Annotated in this window: 11 protein-coding genes and 1 pseudogene; 4 read left to right on the plus strand and 8 right to left on the minus strand. The window is 62.9% G+C overall.

The annotated features are described in order from the left end of the window. Positions 1 to 187: 187 nt before the first annotated feature. Positions 188 to 1825 (plus strand): CTP synthase, encoded by a 1638-nt coding sequence (locus EJ070_RS25905; protein WP_126093907.1) that lies wholly within the window; start codon positions 188 to 190, stop codon positions 1823 to 1825. Then, complete coding sequence (locus EJ070_RS25910; protein WP_126093908.1) at positions 1825 to 2364, plus strand: DUF1697 domain-containing protein; 540 nt, start codon at positions 1825 to 1827, stop codon at positions 2362 to 2364. Before EJ070_RS25905 ends, EJ070_RS25910 begins: the two co-directional genes overlap by 1 nt. Positions 2365 to 2492: 128 nt before the next feature. Here the strand turns inward: EJ070_RS25910 and EJ070_RS25915 are convergent. Then, positions 2493 to 3949: pseudogene (locus tag EJ070_RS25915) on the minus strand (NCS1 family nucleobase:cation symporter-1). Between the two features lie 309 nt (positions 3950 to 4258). On the opposite strand from EJ070_RS25915, the gene EJ070_RS25920 reads away from it, so the two are divergent. Continuing rightward, positions 4259 to 4561, plus strand: coding sequence for a DUF982 domain-containing protein (locus tag EJ070_RS25920; RefSeq protein WP_126093909.1), 303 nt, complete (start codon positions 4259 to 4261; stop codon positions 4559 to 4561). 65 nt (positions 4562 to 4626) lie between these two features. Here EJ070_RS25920 and EJ070_RS37200 read toward each other — a convergent pair whose 3' ends face one another. The 5 genes from EJ070_RS37200 to EJ070_RS25945 form a co-directional block, all read right to left on the minus strand. Continuing rightward, positions 4627 to 4854 (minus strand): GDCCVxC domain-containing (seleno)protein, encoded by a 228-nt coding sequence (locus tag EJ070_RS37200; protein ID WP_126093910.1) that lies wholly within the window; start codon positions 4852 to 4854, stop codon positions 4627 to 4629. A 51-nt stretch (positions 4855 to 4905) separates the two neighbouring features. After that, positions 4906 to 6432 carry an HlyD family type I secretion periplasmic adaptor subunit gene (locus EJ070_RS25930; RefSeq protein ID WP_126093911.1) on the minus strand — a complete coding sequence of 509 codons (1527 nt, stop codon included), beginning with the start codon at positions 6430 to 6432 and terminating at the stop codon, positions 4906 to 4908. A 3-nt stretch (positions 6433 to 6435) separates the two neighbouring features. Then, the gene (locus EJ070_RS25935) at positions 6436 to 8181 is read right to left on the minus strand and encodes a type I secretion system permease/ATPase (protein ID WP_245464673.1); all 1746 of its coding nucleotides are present in this window, start codon (positions 8179 to 8181) and stop codon (positions 6436 to 6438) included. 88 nt (positions 8182 to 8269) lie between these two features. Then, complete coding sequence (locus tag EJ070_RS25940; RefSeq protein WP_126093912.1) at positions 8270 to 13681, minus strand: DUF5801 repeats-in-toxin domain-containing protein; 5412 nt, start codon at positions 13679 to 13681, stop codon at positions 8270 to 8272. A 755-nt stretch (positions 13682 to 14436) separates the two neighbouring features. Then, positions 14437 to 17649 carry a DUF5801 repeats-in-toxin domain-containing protein gene (locus tag EJ070_RS25945; RefSeq protein ID WP_126093913.1) on the minus strand — a complete coding sequence of 1071 codons (3213 nt, stop codon included), beginning with the start codon at positions 17647 to 17649 and terminating at the stop codon, positions 14437 to 14439. 508 nt (positions 17650 to 18157) lie between these two features. Here EJ070_RS25945 and dusA point away from each other — a divergent pair. Beyond that, on the plus strand, positions 18158 to 19174 hold the full coding sequence (gene dusA, locus EJ070_RS25950; RefSeq protein WP_281059669.1) for a tRNA dihydrouridine(20/20a) synthase DusA: 1017 nt from the start codon (positions 18158 to 18160) through the stop codon (positions 19172 to 19174). Between the two features lie 13 nt (positions 19175 to 19187). Here the strand turns inward: dusA and EJ070_RS25955 are convergent, their stop codons facing one another. Next, a complete protein-coding gene (locus EJ070_RS25955; protein ID WP_126093915.1) occupies positions 19188 to 19892 on the minus strand; it encodes a TIGR02281 family clan AA aspartic protease in 705 nt (234 codons plus the stop codon). A gap of 13 nt (positions 19893 to 19905) precedes the next feature. Further along, a complete protein-coding gene (locus EJ070_RS25960; RefSeq protein ID WP_126093916.1) occupies positions 19906 to 20136 on the minus strand; it encodes a DUF1289 domain-containing protein in 231 nt (76 codons plus the stop codon). Between the last annotated feature and the right edge of the window lie 5 nt (positions 20137 to 20141).

A 20141-nucleotide genomic window follows, 5' to 3' on the forward strand; every position in this document is an offset into this window, starting at 1 on the left:
GAAAGGGCCGGCACCGCCGGCCCTTTCGTTTTGAGTCTTCGTTTTGACGCATGTCGTTCTCCCAAAACCGCCTAGCACTTTTGGGCGACATGCTTCGCAAAGCCCCTCGCGGGCATCGGCGCCATTTTGGGAAAAAGCCTTCGCGGCGGTTTTTTCTCTGGCGGAATCAATCAGGCCGCGTTAAGCGATGACTCCCATGGCGCGATATGTATTCATCACAGGCGGCGTGGTTTCCTCACTCGGAAAAGGCATCGCCGCAGCAGCTCTTGGGGCTCTCCTGCAGGCGCGAGGCTATCGCGCGCGGATCAAAAAGCTCGATCCTTACCTCAATGTCGACCCTGGAACGATGTCGCCTTACCAGCATGGCGAAGTGTTCGTCACCGACGACGGCGCCGAGACCGATCTCGACCTCGGCCATTACGAGCGTTTTACCGGCCGGTCGGCCAACCAGCAGGACAACATCACCACCGGCCGCATCTACAAGAACATCATCGAGCGCGAGCGGCGCGGCGACTATCTCGGCGCCACCGTGCAGGTGATCCCGCACGTCACCGACGAGATCAAGCATTTCGTCCTCGACGGCAATGACGAATACGACTTCGTGCTGTGTGAGATCGGCGGCACGGTCGGCGATATCGAAGCGATGCCGTTCCTGGAAGCGATCCGCCAGCTCGGCAACGACCTGCCGCGCAACAACGCGGTCTATGTGCATCTGACGCTGATGCCCTACATCCCGACCGCCGGCGAATTGAAGACCAAGCCGACGCAGCATTCGGTCAAGGAATTGCGCGGTATCGGCATCGCGCCCGACATTCTTCTGGTGCGCGCCGACCGGCCGATCCCGAAGGAAGAGCGCAGAAAGCTGTCGCTGTTCTGCAACGTGCGCGAAAGCGCCGTCATCCAGGCGCTCGACGTGCCGCACATCTATGACGTGCCGATGGCCTACCATAAGGAAGGTCTCGATTCGGAAGTGCTCGCCGCCTTCGGCATCGACCCGGCGCCGAAGCCGCGGATGGAGCCATGGCAGGCGCTCTCCAACCGCATCCACAATCCGGAAGGAGAGGTGACGATTGCCGTCGTCGGCAAATACACCGGCCTCAAGGATGCCTACAAATCGCTGATCGAGGCGCTTTCGCATGGCGGCCTCGCCAACCGCGTCAAGGTCAAGCTCGACTGGATCGAGAGCGAGATCTTCGAGAAGGAAGACCCGACGCCGTGGCTGGAAAAGGTGCATGGCATCCTTGTTCCCGGCGGTTTCGGCGAGCGTGGCTCGGAGGGCAAGATCCTGGCGGCGAAATTCGCGCGCGAGCGCAAGGTGCCTTACTTCGGTATCTGCTTCGGCATGCAGATGGCCTGCATCGAGGCGGCGCGTTCGCTGGCCGGTGTCGAGCATGCCTCTTCGACCGAGTTCGGTCCGACCGACGAACCCGTCGTCGGGCTGATGACCGAATGGCTGAAGGGCAACATGCTGGAAAAGCGCCGGGCCACCGGCGACCTCGGCGGCACCATGCGGCTCGGCGCTTACCAGGCCGAATTGGCCAAAGGGTCGAAGATCGCCGAGATCTATGGCGACACGCAGATTTCCGAGCGTCACCGGCACCGCTACGAGGTCAATGTCGACTACAAGCAGCGGCTCGAGGACTGTGGCCTGGTCTTTGCCGGTATGTCGCCCGACGGCGTGCTGCCCGAGACGGTCGAATATCCCGACCATCCCTGGTTCATCGGCGTGCAGTATCACCCTGAACTGAAGAGCCGGCCGCTCGAACCGCACCCGCTGTTCGCCAGCTTCATCGAAGCAGCGATGGAACAGTCGCGCCTCGTTTGATGCAGACTTACGTCGCGCTGCTCTACAGCATTATCCTGGGCGAGGGGCGGCGGGTCGTTATGTCCGACCTCAAGGCGATGGCGGAAGGCCTCGGGCTCAAGAATGTGCGCACCCTTGTGGCGACGGGCAATCTGGTCTTCGAGGCGCGGGCGACCAGGATTTCCAACCTCGAGCAGCGACTGGAAACGGCCTTCGAACAGAGCTTTGGCCGCCATGTCGACATCATCGTGCGCAGCGCTGAAGATTGGCTCGAGCTGGCAGCCGGCAATCCGTTCCCGGTCGAGTCCGCGGATACAGGCGATCAGGTCGCGGTGCGGGTGATGCGCGTGCCTGTCGCCGAGGATGCCATATCAGCGCTTCGCGCCTGTGCCGCCGAGGACGAGAAGGTGTTTTTGATCGGCGGCGATATCTGGATCGTCTTTTCACGTGAGCGGCCAAGCTCGCGGCTGCTTGCAGCCGCCAGTCACAAGCGTATGGGCATCGGCACTTCGCGCAACTGGAACACGGTGCGCAGACTGGCCGAGATGGTCGGTAAATAGGCAGTAGGCAGTAGGCAGTAGGCAGTAGGCAGTAGGCAGTAGGCAGTAGGCAGTAGGCAGTAGGCAGTAGGCAGTAGGCAGTAGGTGGCATTCTCTATTGCCTAATCCCTACTGCCTACTGCCTTATTTCAGGCTTTTGCCGTTTTGGCGCCTGCTCCGAGCGCCATGGTGCGCAGCACGTAGTAGACGGCGCCAGCGATCGCCACGCCGAAGAACCAGCCGTAGACGCCCCACCAGGACGGCAGCCAGTTGGTGAAGTTGGGCAGGATCGAGGAGAAGATCGCGCCGGTGCCGGCGGCGATGAAGGCGTTGACATGCCAGCCGCCCTGGAAGCGGAACTCGCCATCCTCGCGGTAGAGCGCCTCGACGTCGACCTCGCTCTTCCGGATCAGATAGTAATCGACCATCATCACGCCGAAGATCGGCCCCATCGTCGCGCCGATGATGTTGACGAAGGAAGCCGCGCTGCCTTCCCACGGCGCGAAGGGATAGAGCACCAGCGCGATCAGCGCCGCGATATAGCCGCCTTTCTTGAAGTCGATCTGGCGCGGGAAGACGTTGGAGAAGTCGAAGGCCGGCGAGACGAAGTTCGCCACGACATTGATGCCGAGCGTTGCCACCGCGAAGGTCAGCGCCGCGAGAGCCGCCAGGAACCAGCTGTCGAATTTGGCCGAGATCTGGTCGGGATGGAGCAGAACCTCGTGATAGACGTCGTAGGCGGCGATCGTGGTGACGCCGGCGACCAGCGAGAACAGGATCAGATTGACCGGCAGGCCCCAGATATTGCCCTTGCGCAGCGCCGCGTTGTCCGGCGCATAGCGGGCGAAGTCGCAGAAGTTGAGGTAGAGCGCCGAGAAATAGGTCACCCAGATCGCCGCCACCGCGAACAGCGCCGTCCACGAACCCGGCTCGCCCGGAACGCCGGCATCCTTGGTCTTGTCGAGCAGCACGTCCATCGGGATGTCGCTGGTGAAGGCGAAGGTGCCCGACTTCAGGCAGAGATAGATCGCCAGGATCAGCATCATCACCCACACGGCAGGGCCGGCCCAATCCTGGAAGCGGCGCACCGTTTCCATGCCCTTCTGGATGATCAGGAGCTGCAGTGCCCAGATCACGACGAAGCAGATCACTTCCAGGGTGGAATGGCCGAGGAGGTGCGAGGTCTGGTTGAATTCGTTGAACCATTGCAGGCGGGTCAGCAGCGCGACGATTGCGCCCGACGCGGCGGCTGTCTGCGCGCCGTACCAGAAGCAGGCGACGACGGCGCGCACCAGCGCCGGGATGTTGGCGCCCCAGATGCCGAAGGAGGCACGCGCGAGCACGGGGTAGGGCACGCCGGTCTTCACCCCGGCATAGCCGACCATGTTCATCAACGCGTAGATGATCAGCGAGCCGATGCCGATGGCGATGATGAAGTTGACGAAGCCACCGCAGAACAGAAACAGACTTGCGGCGAGGTAGTAGCCCCAGAGGCTGTGGACGTCGGACGTCCAGACATTGAAGATCGAAAACGGTCCCCAGTTCCTGACCGTTGCCGGAGCCAGATCCTCGTGTAGAGGCCGGGCGATGCGCCTTGTATGGTCATTGCAAGTGTTCCCCTTCTGCAAAACGCGCCCTCACGCGTTAACCGGCGAGGTTAAGCCTGACGCAGGGGAACCGGCAAGCAACCCATTTGCCGGCTTTCACCTTAAAGACATTCAATGAGAATCGCGCTTATCGCTGACGCCGAGCTTGCATCATGGCTTGAGTCGGCGCAGGCCTTTTCGCGGCAGTTCGGGTGCTGGTCGGCTGGTTCCAAAATTTTCAAGCGGCAACCAAATTTGTTTGGAACTAATCCACAGGATATGCGTTTACTGCGGTTCGGCCGCCTTGCGGCCGAACCGGGAGGAAAACAATGGATCGCTTACATTTCTTTACCCCAGTGCGGATCGCGCGTGGGCAGGGATACCCCTTGGAGGAAGTCGACAGCGTCTCCGATGCGTTGGTGTTCCTGCGGAAGTGGCCAACGGGAAGACGCGGCCCGGTTTATCAGTGCGCCCTGAATTGCTGCTCGGCGGCGATGTCGGGCAAGATGTCGGCCGAAGAAGCGAGAAAGGCCTTCGTCGGCTTTGCCCGCATCACCCGGCTGCTCGATGACGACATGGCGCTGCCCTTGGGTGGCGTCTCCATGGACAATGTCTACGCCCTGAGACGGTAGATCGGCCAAGGTTCCCTGGATTGCAAGGCGCTGCGCTTGCCTACGCGAGCGGGGATGTTGTCAACTCAACAACAATGATGCCGGCTCGCAGCACCGGACTGCCGCTCTCTCTGTTTCGGCGGACAGGGATGATCGCCGTAAGAGCAGAACACGCAGCAATCTCCCGCCAGGGGCTTGAGCAGAGTCCCGCAGCTTTCGCATTCGTAGAAGTACTGGCAGGCATCGACAGGCATCGTTTCGGTTCTGCGGTGGCCGCAGGCCGGGCAGGTGATTGTGCTGGCGAGTTCGATCATTGCTCTTTTACAAAGCTGCAGCATCTCGCCTGTTGTTTCAATTTTTCCCGCTCAATTCTCCCTGAAAGTGCGCGTCAGCGAAGCTTCGACCGGGGCCAGCATGTAATCGAGCAAAGTGTGTTCTCCGGTCAGGATCATGACTTCCGCCGGCATGCCGGGCGACAGACGGATGTCATGCAGTTGTCCGAGATCGGCCGCGTCGACTTTCACTTTGGCGAGGAAATAGGGCTCGCCGGTCTTCTCGTCGGTCAGCCGGTCGGCCGACACCGAGGTGAGCAGGCCATGGATCTGCGGCAGATGCCGGCTCGGATAGGCCGTCAGCACCACGCGGGCCGGCATGTCCGGATGCACCACGTCGATATCCGTAGGCCTAATGCGGGAATCGATGATCAGATTGGGCTCGTTGGGCACGATATCGAGAAGCGGCTGGCCGCTGGAGATCACGCCCGATTCCGTCGTTACGTGCAGGTTCATCACCGTTCCGGCGATCGGCGCGACGATGTCCGTTCTCGCCAGCACGTCCTGGCGCGAAGGCAATTGGCTGCGCAATGCGGCGAGGTCGCTGCGCACCTTGGCAAGATCCTCGTTGGCGCTCTCGCTGTCCTGCTGGCGCAGGTTAAGGAGCTGGAACTCGGTCTCACCGATCTGCTGATCGTTCTTCGCCACCTGCGCCCGATTCGTTGCCTGATTGGCGCGGATGTCGGCCTGGGCGCGCTGCAGCGCCAATATACGCGGCAGGCGTTCGAGGCCCTTCTTGTACATCTCCTGCGCCGAAGCGATCTCCTGGTCGATCAAGCCGAGCTGGTCCGTCTCGGCGGCGATCACGTCCCTTGATCCCGCGCTTTGCTCCTCGATCTGCGCGATGCGCTTGTTGAGGATCTGCGTGCGCCCGTCGCGGGTTGCAAGGCGGCTGTCGAGCAGCGCCTGCTCCTCGACGACGACTTTTCGCGCCAACTCGCTGTCGATCGAGGTCAGCTCCTTGGGAAACGCGATCCGGTCCTGTCCGGCAAGCTCCGCGACCAGGCGCGCTTCGGTTGCCAGCAAGCGAATATAGTGCCCCTCCAGCTCGTCGTAGCGCCCCTGCGCGTCGATCGTCTTGAGGCTGATCAGCACCTGGCCGGCGCTGACCTTGTCGCCTTCCTTCACATGGATCTTCCCGATGATGCCGCCTTCCAGATGCTGGACAGTCTTGCGATAGCCCTCGGGGCTGACGACGCCATTGGCGACGACGGCGCTGGCCAGAAGGGCGACGCTGGACCAGACGGCGACCCCGCCGACGAAAAAGATAGCCGAGACGTAGCCCAGCATTCGCGCGGGCCTGGTCCGCTGCTTGAGGTCGCGCCTGCTTGCGCGGACGGCAGGTGACCGCGGCCGGACCAGCCTGGAAAGCAGCAGCAGGACGAGCGCGCCGGCGGCCGCCGTCACAGCGATGCGCGACGACCGGTCCAGCCCGTTGAACCAAGTCGATACGGCGGCGACAAAGTCGCCTGTGGAAACGGTCAGCCTGTCGGTCAGTTCGCGGAGGCTGTCCTTCAGCCCATCCAGCATCCTCGGGAAGTCGCCAAATCGGTCGCTCATGGCTCACTCCACTGCCTTAAGGTTCGCCGGCGCATTGGCGGCGATCTTGTCCAGCATGGCCGCCTGCACGGAAACCCGCTTCGGCTGGCCTGCCAGCGCGGCGAGCACCTCGTCGCGCGTGCCGAACATCGACACGGACCCGTCGCGGAGGAAGACGACGTGATCGGCCGTGCGCAGAAGATTGGTCTGATGGCTGACGATAACGACCGTGCGGCCTCGCTCCTTCAGTTGCTGGAGCACGTTGAACAGCGCCACCTCGCCTTCGCCGTCGAGCCCCGTGTTGGGTTCGTCGAGAACCAGAAGGGGCGGGTCACCGAACAGCGCCCGGGCAAGCGCGATGCGCTGTCGCTGGCCGCGTGAGATACGGGCCCCGTGCGGCCCGACTTCGGTCCGGTACCCATTCGGCAGCCGCAGGACCATTTCGTGGATGCCGGCGAACTGCGCCGCGGCAATCACCGCATCGCTGTCGACGTCACGCAGGCGCGCAATGTTCTCGGCGATCGTTCCGGGGAACAAATCGATCTGTTGCGGCAGATAGCCGATATGCTGGCCCAGTTCATCCGAAGGCCAGTTCCAGACCTCCGCCCCATCCAGCCTGACGTGGCCGAGCGAGGGCTGCAGCGCTCCGACGATAAGGCGGCAGAGCGTCGTCTTGCCGGAGCCGGACGGGCCGATCACGCCGCAGGTTTGGCCGGGCTCGACGCCGAAGCCTATCGCGCTCAGCAGCGCTTGCGACGTTCCCGGCGCGCGGTAGTGGAGGTTCTCGAGCTTCAGCCGGCCTTGCGGGCGGGGCAGGGTTACACCGGCCGGCTGCATCGACGCGGTGTCGGCAAAAAGCTTCATCAGGTTGCGGCGCGCGGTCCGCGCGCTGACAAGACTGCGCCAGGCGCCAATCGAGCGCTCGATCGGCGCCAGCGCGCGGCTGAGCAGGATAGAGGCGGCGATCATCGATCCAGGAGTCAGTTCGCGGCGCAGCACGAAATAGGCGCCGAGCCCGAGCACGGCCACCTGAAGGGCGAGACGCAGCGAGCGTGACAGGCTGCCGATGATGGTGGTGCGCTGCAAGAGCCGCGACTGGAGCCGCATCAGCGACTGCTGGTTTTCCTCCCAGCGCCGCAGCGCCGGCTCGGACATGCCGAGCGAGCGCAATGTCTCGGCGCCATCGACGAATTGACCGACGGCGGCCTGGCTGCTGCGCAGCCCCGCAGCCGCCTCCTGGTTCTTGCGTCGGGTGAAGAAATCATTGGCGAGCGCGGCGCAGAACAGGAGCACCGCACCGGCAAGACCGACCACGCCCAGCGCCGGATGCAGCAGCCACATGAACGCCAGGAAGACCGGCGTCCATGGCGCGTCGAGAAAGGTCAGGATGCCGTCGCCGGCAACGAAGCCGCGCATATCCCCGACGTCCTTCAGCCCAATTTCGAGACCGTAGCCGGCCAGGCGCGCCTCCATGGTGCGCTCGATCACCGGAACGCTGAGCTGGTCGTCCAGCCATTGACTGATATGGCCCAGCATCATGCGGCGGGCATGCTCGAGCATGCCGTAGACAGCGATGGCGCCGATAACGGCAAGGGTGAGCCAGAACAGCGTGTCGATCGAGCCGCTGGACAGCACCCTGTCGTAGATCTGCAGCATGTAGACGGTGCTGGCGAGCAGGAGGACATTGGCGAGCAGGCTGAAAAGGAGGAGGGCGGGCACCTGCTGGCGCGCCAGACGCATCACCTCCTGAAATTGCGGTCTCGGTTGCATCACGGATACCCCCCCGTTTTCGATGCCTTTCACTGGTGCTCGGTTGATGTCCAACGGGGGCAGCGTGGCTGCCCCCGTTGGTTCTGTTTCAGGCGATGTCGACGAGGATGTGCTGGACCGTGGTCGTGTCGCCGTCCGCGTCGTGCAACTGGACTCCGAAGTCGAGGTGCGCGTCCGGTGTCGTGGTCTGCGTCGAGACGAAGCCGATATCCGTGATCTTCAGCACGTCGTTGTCGACGGGGTCGAAGGCTACCAGACTGGTGGTAGCATTGCTGCCGCCGCTGCTAGTGCCCGTCGTCCCGTTCAGGTCGATCGCCTGGCCGGTGATCCCATTGCCCGACTGCATGATCTGGATGCCCTGGATCACGTAGTGCTCGCCGGCGGCATTGTAGTCGTTCTGCTCGATGATTACGAGGCCGTCATTGTTGTCGAGCGTGAACTCGCCGTTGTACGGAGACGGGACCTGGCCCATCCTGTAGATGTCGGAGTTCGACACGTAGACGGCCCGCGTGATCTCGTTAGTACCGTCGGTCAGGTCGAGGATTAGCATCAGGTCTTCGCTGCTGCCGATGCCGTCGAACTTCAATGCCACGGCGCTGGCGGTAGCCGTCGGGTCGGTGGCCTCGGTCTGGATGCCGACATTGCTGTCGAAGAACCGCAATGTCAGCAGTTCGCCTTTCTGGATCGTGTCACCGGCGACCCCGTTGGTGCTTTGCGTTGCAGACACCCACGTTTCATTGCTGTTACTGATCATATCGTGGGTGCCGGGCGTCGGCAGTCCCGAGTTGAACGAGGTGTCGGTGGACGACCCTTCGCCGTCGCTCGTCACGCTGAACGGGTGGGTTTTGTCGATCAGATTGCCGGTGAACTGCACATAGAAGCCATCGTGAGCCTGCGTGCTCGGGTCATCCGCCACCAACGTTTCCAGCACGATTGGCGGGTGGCCCGTGTTGCTCGTGGGCTGCTTGGCCACAAGCTCGGCGGTGTGGAGAACGTCGAAGCTGAAGCCATCCGCCGCGTCGTTCAAGGTGATGGTGTAGGTACCAGCAGCCTTGTTGAAGACAAGGGTACCCCCCGCCGTGGCCGTCTGGTCGCCCGCAGTGTTCGGGTCGCTATCGTACGAGATTTGCCAGTTGAACGTTGCCGAGGTGGCGCTTTCCGACTGGAGCGTCGCCGACGAGCTGATCAACTGGGTCTGTGTGTTAGGGACAAGACCGGTGAGGTAGCCAGTAAGGCTGAGCTGGTTGCCGGCAGACACGCTGTCTTGGTCTACGAAGTCCGAGTGCGTGACGTCGTAGGCCGCGAACCGGTCACTACCAATACTGTAACCGAAGTCGCCGGTAGCTTGTTGGCCGGCGATGTTGATCAGAGTCTCGTGGGTCCCTGTGCCGTTGCCGGCGTTCTGGTCGCCGTCGAACGGCTTCGTGATCGTCGGGGTGTCGTCGTCGACATTGATCGACATCGAGCCGGCCGCCGTGTCGCCGTCATGGTCGGTGGTCGTGTAACCGATCGTGAACGAGACGTTGTTCTCGTCCAGGCCCGCCGGATGGTCGATCGCATGCAATTGCGTGACCGTGTAGGCGCCAGCCGTCGTGTTCGACAGCGACACCGACACCACCGCCACCGCGACGCCGTTCTGGATCTGGCTGATCGTCAGCAGCGTCCCGGCGCCGTTCACCGCCTGGATGAAGTCTCCTTCCGTCGTCGAGGAGGTCGGCAGGCCGGCGCCCGTCAACAGCGTCGAGCCGGCGCCGTCGGCGCCGTAGCTGTGCGCCAGCGTGCCGGTGGTGTTGGCGGTGTCGGGATTGACGTCGCCTGTGCCGCCTGCATTGCCGCCGGTCAGCGCGTCGTCGTCGAGCTGCACGGCCGCGTTGGTCGACACCGTCGGGGTGTCGTCGTCGACGTTGATGGCCAGCGAGCCGGCCGCCGTGTCGCCGTCATGGTCGGTGGTCGTGTAGCCGATCGTGAACGAGACGTCGTTCTCGTTCAGACCCGCCGGATGGTCGATCGCATGCAATTGCGTGACCGTGTAGGCGCCAGCCGTCGTGTTCGACAGCGACACCGACACCACCGCCACCGCGACGCCGTTCTGGATCTGGCTGATCGTCAGCAGCGTCCCGGCGCCGTTCACCGCCTGGATGAAGTCTCCTTCCGTCGTCGAGGAGGTCGGCAGGCCGGCGCCCGTCAACAGCGTCGAGCCGGCGCCGTCGGCGCCGTAGCTGTGCGCCAGCGTGCCGGTGGTGTTGGCGGTGTCGGGATTGACGTCGCCTGTGCCGCCCGCATTGCCGCCGGTCAGCGCGTCGTCGTCGAGCTGCACGGCCGCGTTGGTCGACACCGTCGGGGTGTCGTCGTCGACGTTGATGGCCAGCGAGCCGGCCGCCGTGTCGCCGTCATGGTCGGTGGTCGTGTAGCCGATCGTGAACGAGACGTCGTTCTCGTTCAGACCCGCCGGATGGTCGATCGCATGCAATTGCGTGACCGTGTAGGCGCCAGCCGTCGTGTTCGACAGCGACACCGACACCACCGCCACCGCGACGCCGTTCTGGATCTGGCTGATCGTCAGCAGCGTCCCGGCGCCGTTCACCGCCTGGATGAAGTCTCCTTCCGTCGTCGAGGAGGTCGGCAGGCCGGCGCCCGTCAGCAGCGTCGAGCCGGCGCCGTCGGCGCCGTAGCTGTGCGCCAGCGTGCCGGTGGTGTTGGCGGTGTCGGGATTGACGTCGCCTGTGCCGCCTGCATTGCCGCCGGTCAGCGCGTCGTCGTCGAGCTGCACGGCCGCGTTGGTCGACACCGTCGGGGTGTCGTCGTCGACATTGATCGACATCGAGCCGGCCGCCGTGTCGCCGTCATGGTCGGTGGTCGTGTAGCCGATCGTGAACGAGACGTCGTTCTCGTCCAGACCCGCCGGATGGTCGATCGCATGCAATTGCGTGACCGTGTAGGCGCCAGCCGTCGTGTTCGACAGCGACACCGACACCACCGCCACCGCAACGCCGTTCTGGATCTGGCTGATCGTCAGCAGCGTCCCGGCGCCGTTCACCGTCTGGATGAAGGCTCCTTCCGTCGTCGAGGAGGTCGGCAGGCCGGCGCCCGTCAGCAGCGTCGAGCCGGCGCCGTCGGCGCCGTAGCTGTGCGCCAGCGTGCCGGTGGTGTTGGCGGTGTCGGGATTGACGTCGCCTGTGCCGCCTGCATTGCCGCCGGTCAGCGCGTCGTCGTCGAGCTGCACGGCCGCGTTGGTCGACACCGTCGGGGTGTCGTCGTCGACATTGATCGACATCGAGCCGGCCGCCGTGTCGCCGTCATGGTCGGTGGTCGTGTAGCCGATCGTGAACGAGACGTCGTTCTCGTCCAGACCCGCCGGATGGTCGATCGCATGCAATTGCGTGACCGTGTAGGCGCCAGCCGTCGTGTTCGACAGCGACACCGACACCACCGCCACCGCAACGCCGTTCTGGATCTGGCTGATCGTCAGCAGCGTCCCGGCGCCGTTCACCGTCTGGATGAAGGCTCCTTCCGTCGTCGAGGAGGTCGGCAGGCCGGCGCCCGTCAGCAGCGTCGAGCCGGCGCCGTCGGCGCCGTAGCTGTGCGCCAGCGTGCCGGTGGTGTTGGCGGTGTCGGGATTGACGTCGCCTGTGCCGCCTGCATTGCCGCCGGTCAGCGCGTCGTCGTCGAGCTGCACGGCCGCGTTGGTCGACACCGTCGGGGTGTCGTCGTCGACATTGATCGACATCGAGCCGGCCGCCGTGTCGCCGTCATGGTCGGTGGTCGTGTAGCCGATCGTGAACGAGACGTCGTTCTCGTCCAGACCCGCCGGATGGTCGATCGCATGCAATTGCGTGACCGTGTAGGCGCCAGCCGTCGTGTTCGACAGCGACACCGACACCACCGCCACCGCAACGCCGTTCTGGATCTGGCTGATCGTCAGCAGCGTCCCGGCGCCGTTCACCGTCTGGATGAAGGCTCCTTCCGTCGTCGAGGAGGTCGGCAGGCCGGCGCCCGTCAGCAGCGTCGAGCCGGCGCCGTCGGCGCCGTAGCTGTGCGCCAGCGTGCCGGTGGTGTTGGCGGTGTCGGGATTGACGTCGCCTGTGCCGCCTGCATTGCCGCCGGTCAGCGCGTCGTCGTCGAGCTGCACGGCCGCGTTGGTCGACACCGTCGGGCCGTCGTCGTTGGTGACGAGCTTGTCGCCGACCGACTCTGTCACCGTAACGCCTTGCGACAGGTCGACCCGGCCGACGTCGAATTTGCCGACCACCGCCGTCGCCTGGAAGCGGTTGAAGGTCTCAAGGGTTTGTGTGCCGGTGTTGTCGGTGAACCACTGCACCGTATAGGAATCGTTGAGGTGCTGCGCGGTTATGGTGCCGTCCGCGTTGAAGGTGACGTAATTGTCGTTCACCGTGGTGTTGGTAACGATCTGCCCGTTGCCGTCCCGGATGACGACGCGAACGATGGCTACCTTCGTGTCGTCGGTAAGCGCGCTTTGATTGGCGTCATTGCCGAGATTTGCGCCGCTGTTGAGATCGTTGTCGAGATAGCTGCGGCCACTTTCGGGATTCGTCGAAGCGCCGCCGGCGCTGAACGCGCCGATTTTCACGGTGAAGTTGGTACCCGGACTGCCTTCCGTCTGGGAGATGAAGAGCGTGGCGTCGGTGACATCGATGAAGTCGGTGTAGCTCATGTTGTCAAGGTCGTTATATGTGCCCGGCGCCTGGCCTTTGACGAAGCTGAACACCGCTGTCTCGCCCGGGTCGAACATCTGGTTGTTGACGCCGATCGTGGCGCCGATGCCGCCCTGGCTGGTCTTGATGTTGTCGCCTGAATTGTCGAGCGTTCCGTCGGCGTGGATGACCGGATGTATGCCGCTCACCACCATCCCCGCGCCGGACGAGCCGACGGCCACGAATAGATTGTTGCCCGAGGCGAGACCGTCAAAATTGAAGGATAAGGAGCCCGTGCTGGAGACGTTGAGAAGATTGGTCCAGTCAATGCTGTCGTTTGAATTGGTGCTGTCCGGATGCGCGATGGCCTCGAAGGTGACCATCTCGATACTGGCGCTGAGGTTGTCGCCGGCCGCGTTCAGATAGAAAGCCGCGACGACATCGCCCGCGCCTTCGGTCGCACTGGTGGTGGCCAGCACGATCGTGCCATTCGCATAGGAATGGAGATAGATGTTGTCGCCGTCGACCGTTTGCAGGGGACTGCCATTGTAGATGACCTGGTCGCCGTCGAACGCATTGCCGCTGCTGTCCGAGAAGAACAGCTTGCTGATCGTGGCGCCGTCCGGATTGACCGTGACGAAGCCGGCGCCGCTGACGGCGGCCTCAACATCATCGGCAAAGCTAAGCTGACCCGCCGAAAGCTGCAGGTCGCCGGTCAGTCCGTTGAGGAAATTCTTGAAGGTGGTCGAAAGACCGGTGAGATCGCTGGTGATGGCGGTATCGTCGCCCTGAGATCCTGAGCTCTGGTCGAGGGTAAGCGTGCCATTGATGTCGATGGTGGTCGTCATAATCGCCTCCGTTCAATGCGACAGGCGCGAAATCAGCCCCAACGCTGGCAACCGGTCGCATGGGCGCGCATCCGCCGGCAGGGCCGGCGCTGTGCGCCATCGTTAAAGGAAACTGGAGTTGTGGATTGACTCAGGGGGTAGAGGGTGTTGGGAGGAACCACCGCGATCCTCCGCTCCGTGCCCCGTCAGGCAATTCTGGGCGGATGCGTCCTATGCGCATCGGTAACCCACCAACGGCGGGCACCAAGGATCAATAATGAGGGCATACTCAACCCCGCCCCTCTTCAACAGGCTATTGACTGCCTGTACGCCTCCCGCTCAGTACATGAGCAATAAAAAGTTTACGCTTATTTGTGGAAAGTTCAAATCGGACTGTTGATTTTTTGGAAGGTATGTGACTTGGGGAAATGGTCCCTCCCCAAGAGGGACTTTTGTCCCTGCTGTAGGAACTATTTGAAAATACAAGAAAATATACTCGATCGCGCCCGTGAACTTGACCGTGGGAGCGGCGAGCAGATTGAATAGGCTTATGCAGGCGGACGCCCGCCATAGTACCAATGATGGATTGGACGATGGCATTGCCGGTTTCCACTGTCAGTTGACGCGCCGCGAAGTGCTCTACAGCGGGACGGTTGTGGCGAAGGCGGTCAGGGCACTACAGCAGCGTGTCGACGATCGATCCGCTCGACAGCACCCTATCGTAGATCTGTGGGTATCGAACGGGGGCAGCATGGCTGCCCCCGCTTGGTCAGGCGTCAGGCGATGTCGACGAGGATATGCTGCGTCGCCGTCGTGTCGCCGTCCGCGTCCGCTATCTGGAACCCGAAGTCGAGGTTGGCGCCGATTGTCCCGGTGGTCTGCTGCACGAACCCGATGTCCACGATCTTCAGGACATCATTGTCGGTCGTATCCCAAGCCGTCAGGTTGCTGGTGGCACTGCTGCCGCCATTGGCTCCGACGGCCCCGTTCAGGTTGATGGCGTCACCCGTCAACCCATTGGCGCTCTGCATGATCTGGAGGCCCTGTATCTTGTAGGTCTCGCCGGAGACCGTGTAGTCGGTCTTTTCGATGATGAGCAAGGCATCGTTGTTATCGAGCGTGAACTCGGTGTTGTACGGGGCGGGAACATTGGCGTTACCCTTGATCAGGTCCGAGTTCTCGACGTTGACGGCTCTGGTTATTTCATTGCCGTTGGCGTCCTTCAGGTCGAGGATCACGACGAGGTCCTCGGAGTTGCCGATGCCGTCGAACTTGACGACAATACCATCGGCGGTCGCGGTCGGGTCGAGCCGCTCTGTACCGCCATTGGGGGCATTCGGGTCGACATCCGACAAAATGTTCTCTTTGAAGAACCGCAAGGTCAGAGCTTCACCCTTCTGAATCGTATCGCCTGCCACCCCGTTCGTCGACTGGGTTGCAGACACCCAGTCTTCATTCAGGTTGGTGACCATATCGTGTGTTGCACCGCCGTTGTTGAACGTGGTGTCGCCAACGGGCGCTCCGTCACCGGTCGAGTTGAAGCCGAACCCGATGGTGTTGGTTGTCGAGTTTGCGGTGAACTGCACGAAGAACGGATCCGGATCGCCGTTCGGCGTGAGCTGCTCCGCAACGATCAGCGGGTGTCCCGTATTGCCCGTGGGCTGCTTGGCAATCAGCTCCGCGGTGTGCAGCACGTCGAAGCTGAACCCGTCGATCACATCGGTCAAGGTTATCGTGTAGGTGTCGGCGTTCTTGTCAAAGACAAGAGTGCCGCCCGCCGTAGAGTCCTGCACACCAGCCGTGATCGGGTCCTTGTCGTAATGGAACGAGAAGTCGAACGAGGCGGATGAGCTGGTCTCTGCCGTGAGGGTTGCGACCGCTTGGGTGATGTTCGGGTTCTGGGCGTTGTCGACGGTGCCGGTCAAGCTGATCTGGACACCGGCGAGTGAGTTGTTGACGTCGACGAAGTCGGACCCGCCGCCCGAGTAGAACAAGGCCGTGTGAGCATCCGTGCCGATGTCATACCCAAAGGCACCGGAGGCCGACGCATTGAGAGTGTTCGCCAGAGTCTCGTGCTGGATCCCTGCGGTACCTGGGTCACCGTCGAACGGCACGGTGATCGTCGGGCCGTCATCCCTGATCTGCACCTTGTCGCCGATGGCCAGGCTGGTGTCGCTGGTGTCGCCGTCGGCGTCGACGGCATGGACCTTGGCAAGCAGAACGCTGTCGGTCATCGTCTTCACGTCGTCCGGGTTAGTGGGGTCGGGATGGGCGATGGCGATGTATTGCGCGATGCTGAGGATGCCGGCCTGGCTGATCGAGATGGCGAGCGCGACAGGATCGCCAGCTGTGTCGCCGTCGTTGCCGACGTCGACCCGGCCGACGACGAGGCCGCCCTCGACATTGAGCAGGATGTTATGCCCGTCGAGCGAATCGAAGCCGGAGTCGGCATTCGCGGCGCTGACGCCGAGCGACAGGGTCTGGCTTCCCGGTCCGTCAGTGCCGAAACTGGAACTCGGCGTGACAACGGCGGAAGCGCTGGCCGCCCAGCCGAGCACGGCGCCGAGAGCGAGGAAGGCGGCCGGCGCCGACCCAGACTGGTCGTTGGAATTGGCGTTGACGAGGGCAGTCTCGTCATGCAGCACCTTGGCCGTATTCTCGGTCAGCGCCGCCGTCGGCCCGTCGTCCTCGATCACGATCTGCTGACCGACGAACGTCGAGGCGGAGCTGGGCGTCGCGATGCTGAAGCCGCCGATGTCGAAAGTGTTGTTGTCGTTGCCGGCAACGCCATCATTGTCGCTGATGTTTTCGATCAGCACGCGGTTGTGGGTCCCGGTCGTCGTCCATTGCACCGTGTCGCCGGTGCTCAGGCCTTTGATGATCAGGTTGCCGTCACCGTCGATCTCGGCGGTCGGAAAATACTGCGTATTGCCTGTCTTGACGACGACGTTGGTAAGCGAGAACGAGCTGATGGCGACGTGCGTGTCGTTGGTGAGCCCGTCGACGAAACCCGTCCCCGGCTCGTAGGCGGTTGTGAAGGCCGAAATCTTGACGGTGACGGGTCCGATGCCCGGATTGGTCTGGTTGACGGTGAAGGACGCCGTGTTTGCATTGACGAGGCTTTGGAAGTCGATGTTGGCTTCGATGTCGGCCTCGTTCTGGTCCAGATTGGGCACGAGGTAGTTCGTGTTCGCGCCGTGGACATAGGTGATGAACGCGCCCTCGGTGGGGTTGATCTGGTTGCCGTTGACACCGAACGAGGTGGTGCTGCCGGCCTGGCTGATGTTGAGCACATCCTTGGTCGTGATATTCCCGCCCTCGGACTGATTCAACGGATCTTGTCCGATCACCACGATCTCGGTGGAGTTCGGATCGCCGAACATCATGAAGAGGTTGCTGCCGGAAGGCGCCCCGGCAAAGCTGAAAGTGGTGGTCTCGCCGGCGGCGAGCTTGAGGGTGTTGCCGAGATTGACCGCGTCATCGGGGTCGCCGGTGTCGCCATGGAAGATCGGCACGTAGGTGACGATACTGAGCGTTACCTGGTCGCTGGTCGCGCCGGCGTTCAACACGTCCTGCTTGAAGATGACGAAAGCGATCGAGTCTACGCCGCCGATGCCATCGCTGTCATATTTGCCGATAACGGTGTTGCTTCCGTCCGCGTAGAGGAAGATTTCCTTGCCGTCGGCGGTTTTGAGCAAGCTGTCGTCGCCGTCGAGGGCGCCGCCGTTGCCGTCCGTGAACGTCGTTCCGGAGAGCTGCGAACCGGCGGTGGCGTTGACGGTGACCGAGTTCGTCTGGGTCGCAACGTAGACATTGGTCGGGAACGTGGAGGGCAGCCCGAGAGTCGTCTCAAGATAGGTCCGGAATGCAAGTGGCAGCGTGGAGTACGCGACATCGGTGTCGGTAAAGCCGTCGCCGCTATCGTCGGTTTGCTGACCAGCGGTCTGATCGTTGACGGCCGGGTTGTTGAGAATGAAGCTGATCGTCATGAGGGTTCTCCCTGATTTCAAATGCGACAGGCGCGACGTCAGCCCCAACACTGGCGACCGGCCGCACGGGCGCGCATTCGCCGGCATGGGCCGGCGCTACGCGTCATCATTAAAGAAAACTGGAGTGGTGATTTGGCTCACGGGGGTAGAGGGGGTTGGGAGAAGCCGCCGCTGACCCTCCGCTCCATGCCCCGTCAGGCATTTCCAGGCGGATGCGCCCTATGCGCAGGGGCAACCCGCCAATGATGGGCGCCAAGGATCAATGATGAGGGCATACTCAAACCCCGCCCCTCTAAAACAGGCATTTACTGCCTGTACGCCTCCCGCTCAGAACATGAGCATAAAAAGTTTACTCTTATTTGTGGAAAGTTCAAATCGAAGTATTGATTTTTCTGGAAATCTGTGACGTGGGGAAATGGTCCCTCTCGAAGGGGGACTTTTGTCCCTCCTGTAGGAACTGTTTGAAAATAAAAGAAAATATACTAGATCGTGCCCTGTGGGCTTGATTGTGGGACCGCCGGAAAGATCGAACAGGCTTATGCAGACGACGCTCGCCATAGCACCAATGATGGACTGGACGGACCGGCATTGCCGGTTCTTCCACCGTCAGTTGACCCGCCGCGCGCTGCTCTACACCGAGATGGTTGTGGCGGAGGCGGTCATTCATGGCGTGCGCGAGCGTCTGCTTGGATTCGACGGCGTCGAGCATCCGGTTGCCCTGCAGCTCGGCGGCTCCGATCCGCGGAAGCTTGCCGAGGCGGCTGTCATCGGCGAGGCGTTCGGCTATGACGAGATCAACCTCAATGTCGGCTGCCCGTCGGACCGCGTCCAGTCAGGCACATTCGGCGCCTGCCTGATGAAGACGCCGGCGCTGGTGGCCGAATGCGTCGCGGCGATGAAGGCTGAGGTAAAAATCCCGGTCACCGTCAAATGCCGCATCGGCGTCGACGATCAGGACCCTGAGCCCGCGCTCGACACGCTGGCGGATGGTGTATTCGCGGCCGGCGCCGATGCGCTTTGGGTGCATGCCCGCAAGGCGTGGCTGGAAGGGCTCAGCCCCAAGGAAAATCGCGATGTGCCGCCGCTCGACTACCCACGCGTCTACCGGCTGAAAGCCGGAAAGCCGAACGAATTCATAGGCATCAATGGCGGTATTCAATCGCTTGAGGAGGCATCGGCGCATGTCGCCCATGTCGACGGCGCCATGCTCGGCCGCGCGGCCTATCATACGCCGGGAATCCTTACCGGCGTCGATGCCGCGTTTTATGGCGACGCACCGGCCGACTTCGATTATGCCGCGCTGATCGACGCCATGGCGGGCTACGCCGAGCGTCATATCGAGAAGGGCGGGCGGCTCGGCCATGTCACGCGCCATATGGTCGGGCTGTTCCATGGGCTCCCAGGCGCGCGCCGCTACCGGCAGATCCTGTCCACCGACGCCAACAAACCCGGCGCCGGGCCGCAGGTGCTGAAGACGGCCTTCGCGGCAATAGATTTCGCGGCGGCGGAAACCGAAGCGGCCTGAGCCCGCGACTGCGTTAATCGCGCAGCACCATACGGTCGCCGCGCACGTCGAAACCCGACAGCGAACTGATGAAGTTCATGCCGAGCAGGCTTTGCTCGAGCATGCCGGGCGCCGCGACCATGACCGGCATATCCTTGCGCACGATGCCGCCGATCGCCATCTCGTTGGCCCTCACGGTAGCGGCGCGCGCCATGCCGTTGGCGGTCGAAACGTCCACGGTGTAGCTGAGCGCCGCCGGGTTGAAGCCGGCGGCCTGGGCGTCCTCCGCCGTCAGCACCGTGCTGGTCGCGCCGGTGTCGACCACCGTCCGCACCGGCGTGCCGTTGACCAGGATACGCGCTTCGAAATGGCCGTTGTCGGCCTTGTCGAGCGTGACCGTGGCACGTCCATTGTCCACGCCCAGCGCCAAAGGGCTTCCCGGAACGAGGCCGGCCGTGACGCGGCTGGCAACGTCCTGCAGCTCGTAGCGATATTGGTAACCTGCGATCAGCGCCAGCACGATCGCGGCCCAGACGCCGAGATTGCGCGCCATGTCACCGAGCGGCCTGCCCGAGCGAACAAGGCTCGCGCCGATCACCGCCACCAGCACACCAACCCAGATCAGCCGGCTGAAATCGTGGTTCTCGATGCCGAAGGTTCGGCCGGCGGAATCGTTCATCATCAGCAGGATCACGGCGGCGCCGATCACCAGCATGACGATCCAGAACAGGCGGTTCATGGCCAGCCCTTCCTCACAACATGTCGCGCTCGCGCGCCATGCGGGCGCGCCGCGTTTCGCGACGGGGCCGGCGTTCGACCGTCTCCAGCCGCGCCGGCAACTCGGTCATGACCGCCCGGCGGACTTCCGGCGTCATGGTGAGCCAGCTCGCGATTTCGTCACGCGTGCGGCCGCAGCCGAAGCAGAAGCCGGTTTTCATGTCGATCGAACAGACGAGTATGCAGGGAGATTCGATGGCGGTCATGCTGT

It is taken from the genome of Mesorhizobium sp. M1E.F.Ca.ET.045.02.1.1 (assembly GCF_003952485.1).
Taxonomy (GTDB): domain Bacteria; phylum Pseudomonadota; class Alphaproteobacteria; order Rhizobiales; family Rhizobiaceae; genus Mesorhizobium.

Bases quoted from the DNA above. Each gene is read 5' to 3' on its own strand.
- EJ070_RS25920 (WP_126093909.1), top strand. From the start codon at position 4,259: ATGGATCGCTTACATTTCTTTACCCCAGTGCGGATCGCGCGTGGGCAG.
- EJ070_RS37200 (WP_126093910.1), bottom strand. From the start codon at position 4,854: ATGATCGAACTCGCCAGCACAATCACCTGCCCGGCCTGCGGCCACCGC.
- EJ070_RS25940 (WP_126093912.1), bottom strand. From the start codon at position 13,681: ATGACGACCACCATCGACATCAATGGCACGCTTACCCTCGACCAGAGC.
- EJ070_RS25935 (WP_245464673.1), bottom strand. From the start codon at position 8,181: ATGCAACCGAGACCGCAATTTCAGGAGGTGATGCGTCTGGCGCGCCAG.
- EJ070_RS25930 (WP_126093911.1), bottom strand. From the start codon at position 6,432: ATGAGCGACCGATTTGGCGACTTCCCGAGGATGCTGGATGGGCTGAAG.
- EJ070_RS25905 (WP_126093907.1), top strand. From the start codon at position 188: ATGACTCCCATGGCGCGATATGTATTCATCACAGGCGGCGTGGTTTCC.
- EJ070_RS25960 (WP_126093916.1), bottom strand. From the start codon at position 20,136: ATGACCGCCATCGAATCTCCCTGCATACTCGTCTGTTCGATCGACATG.
- EJ070_RS25955 (WP_126093915.1), bottom strand. From the start codon at position 19,892: ATGAACCGCCTGTTCTGGATCGTCATGCTGGTGATCGGCGCCGCCGTG.
- EJ070_RS25945 (WP_126093913.1), bottom strand. From the start codon at position 17,649: ATGACGATCAGCTTCATTCTCAACAACCCGGCCGTCAACGATCAGACC.
- EJ070_RS25910 (WP_126093908.1), top strand. From the start codon at position 1,825: ATGCAGACTTACGTCGCGCTGCTCTACAGCATTATCCTGGGCGAGGGG.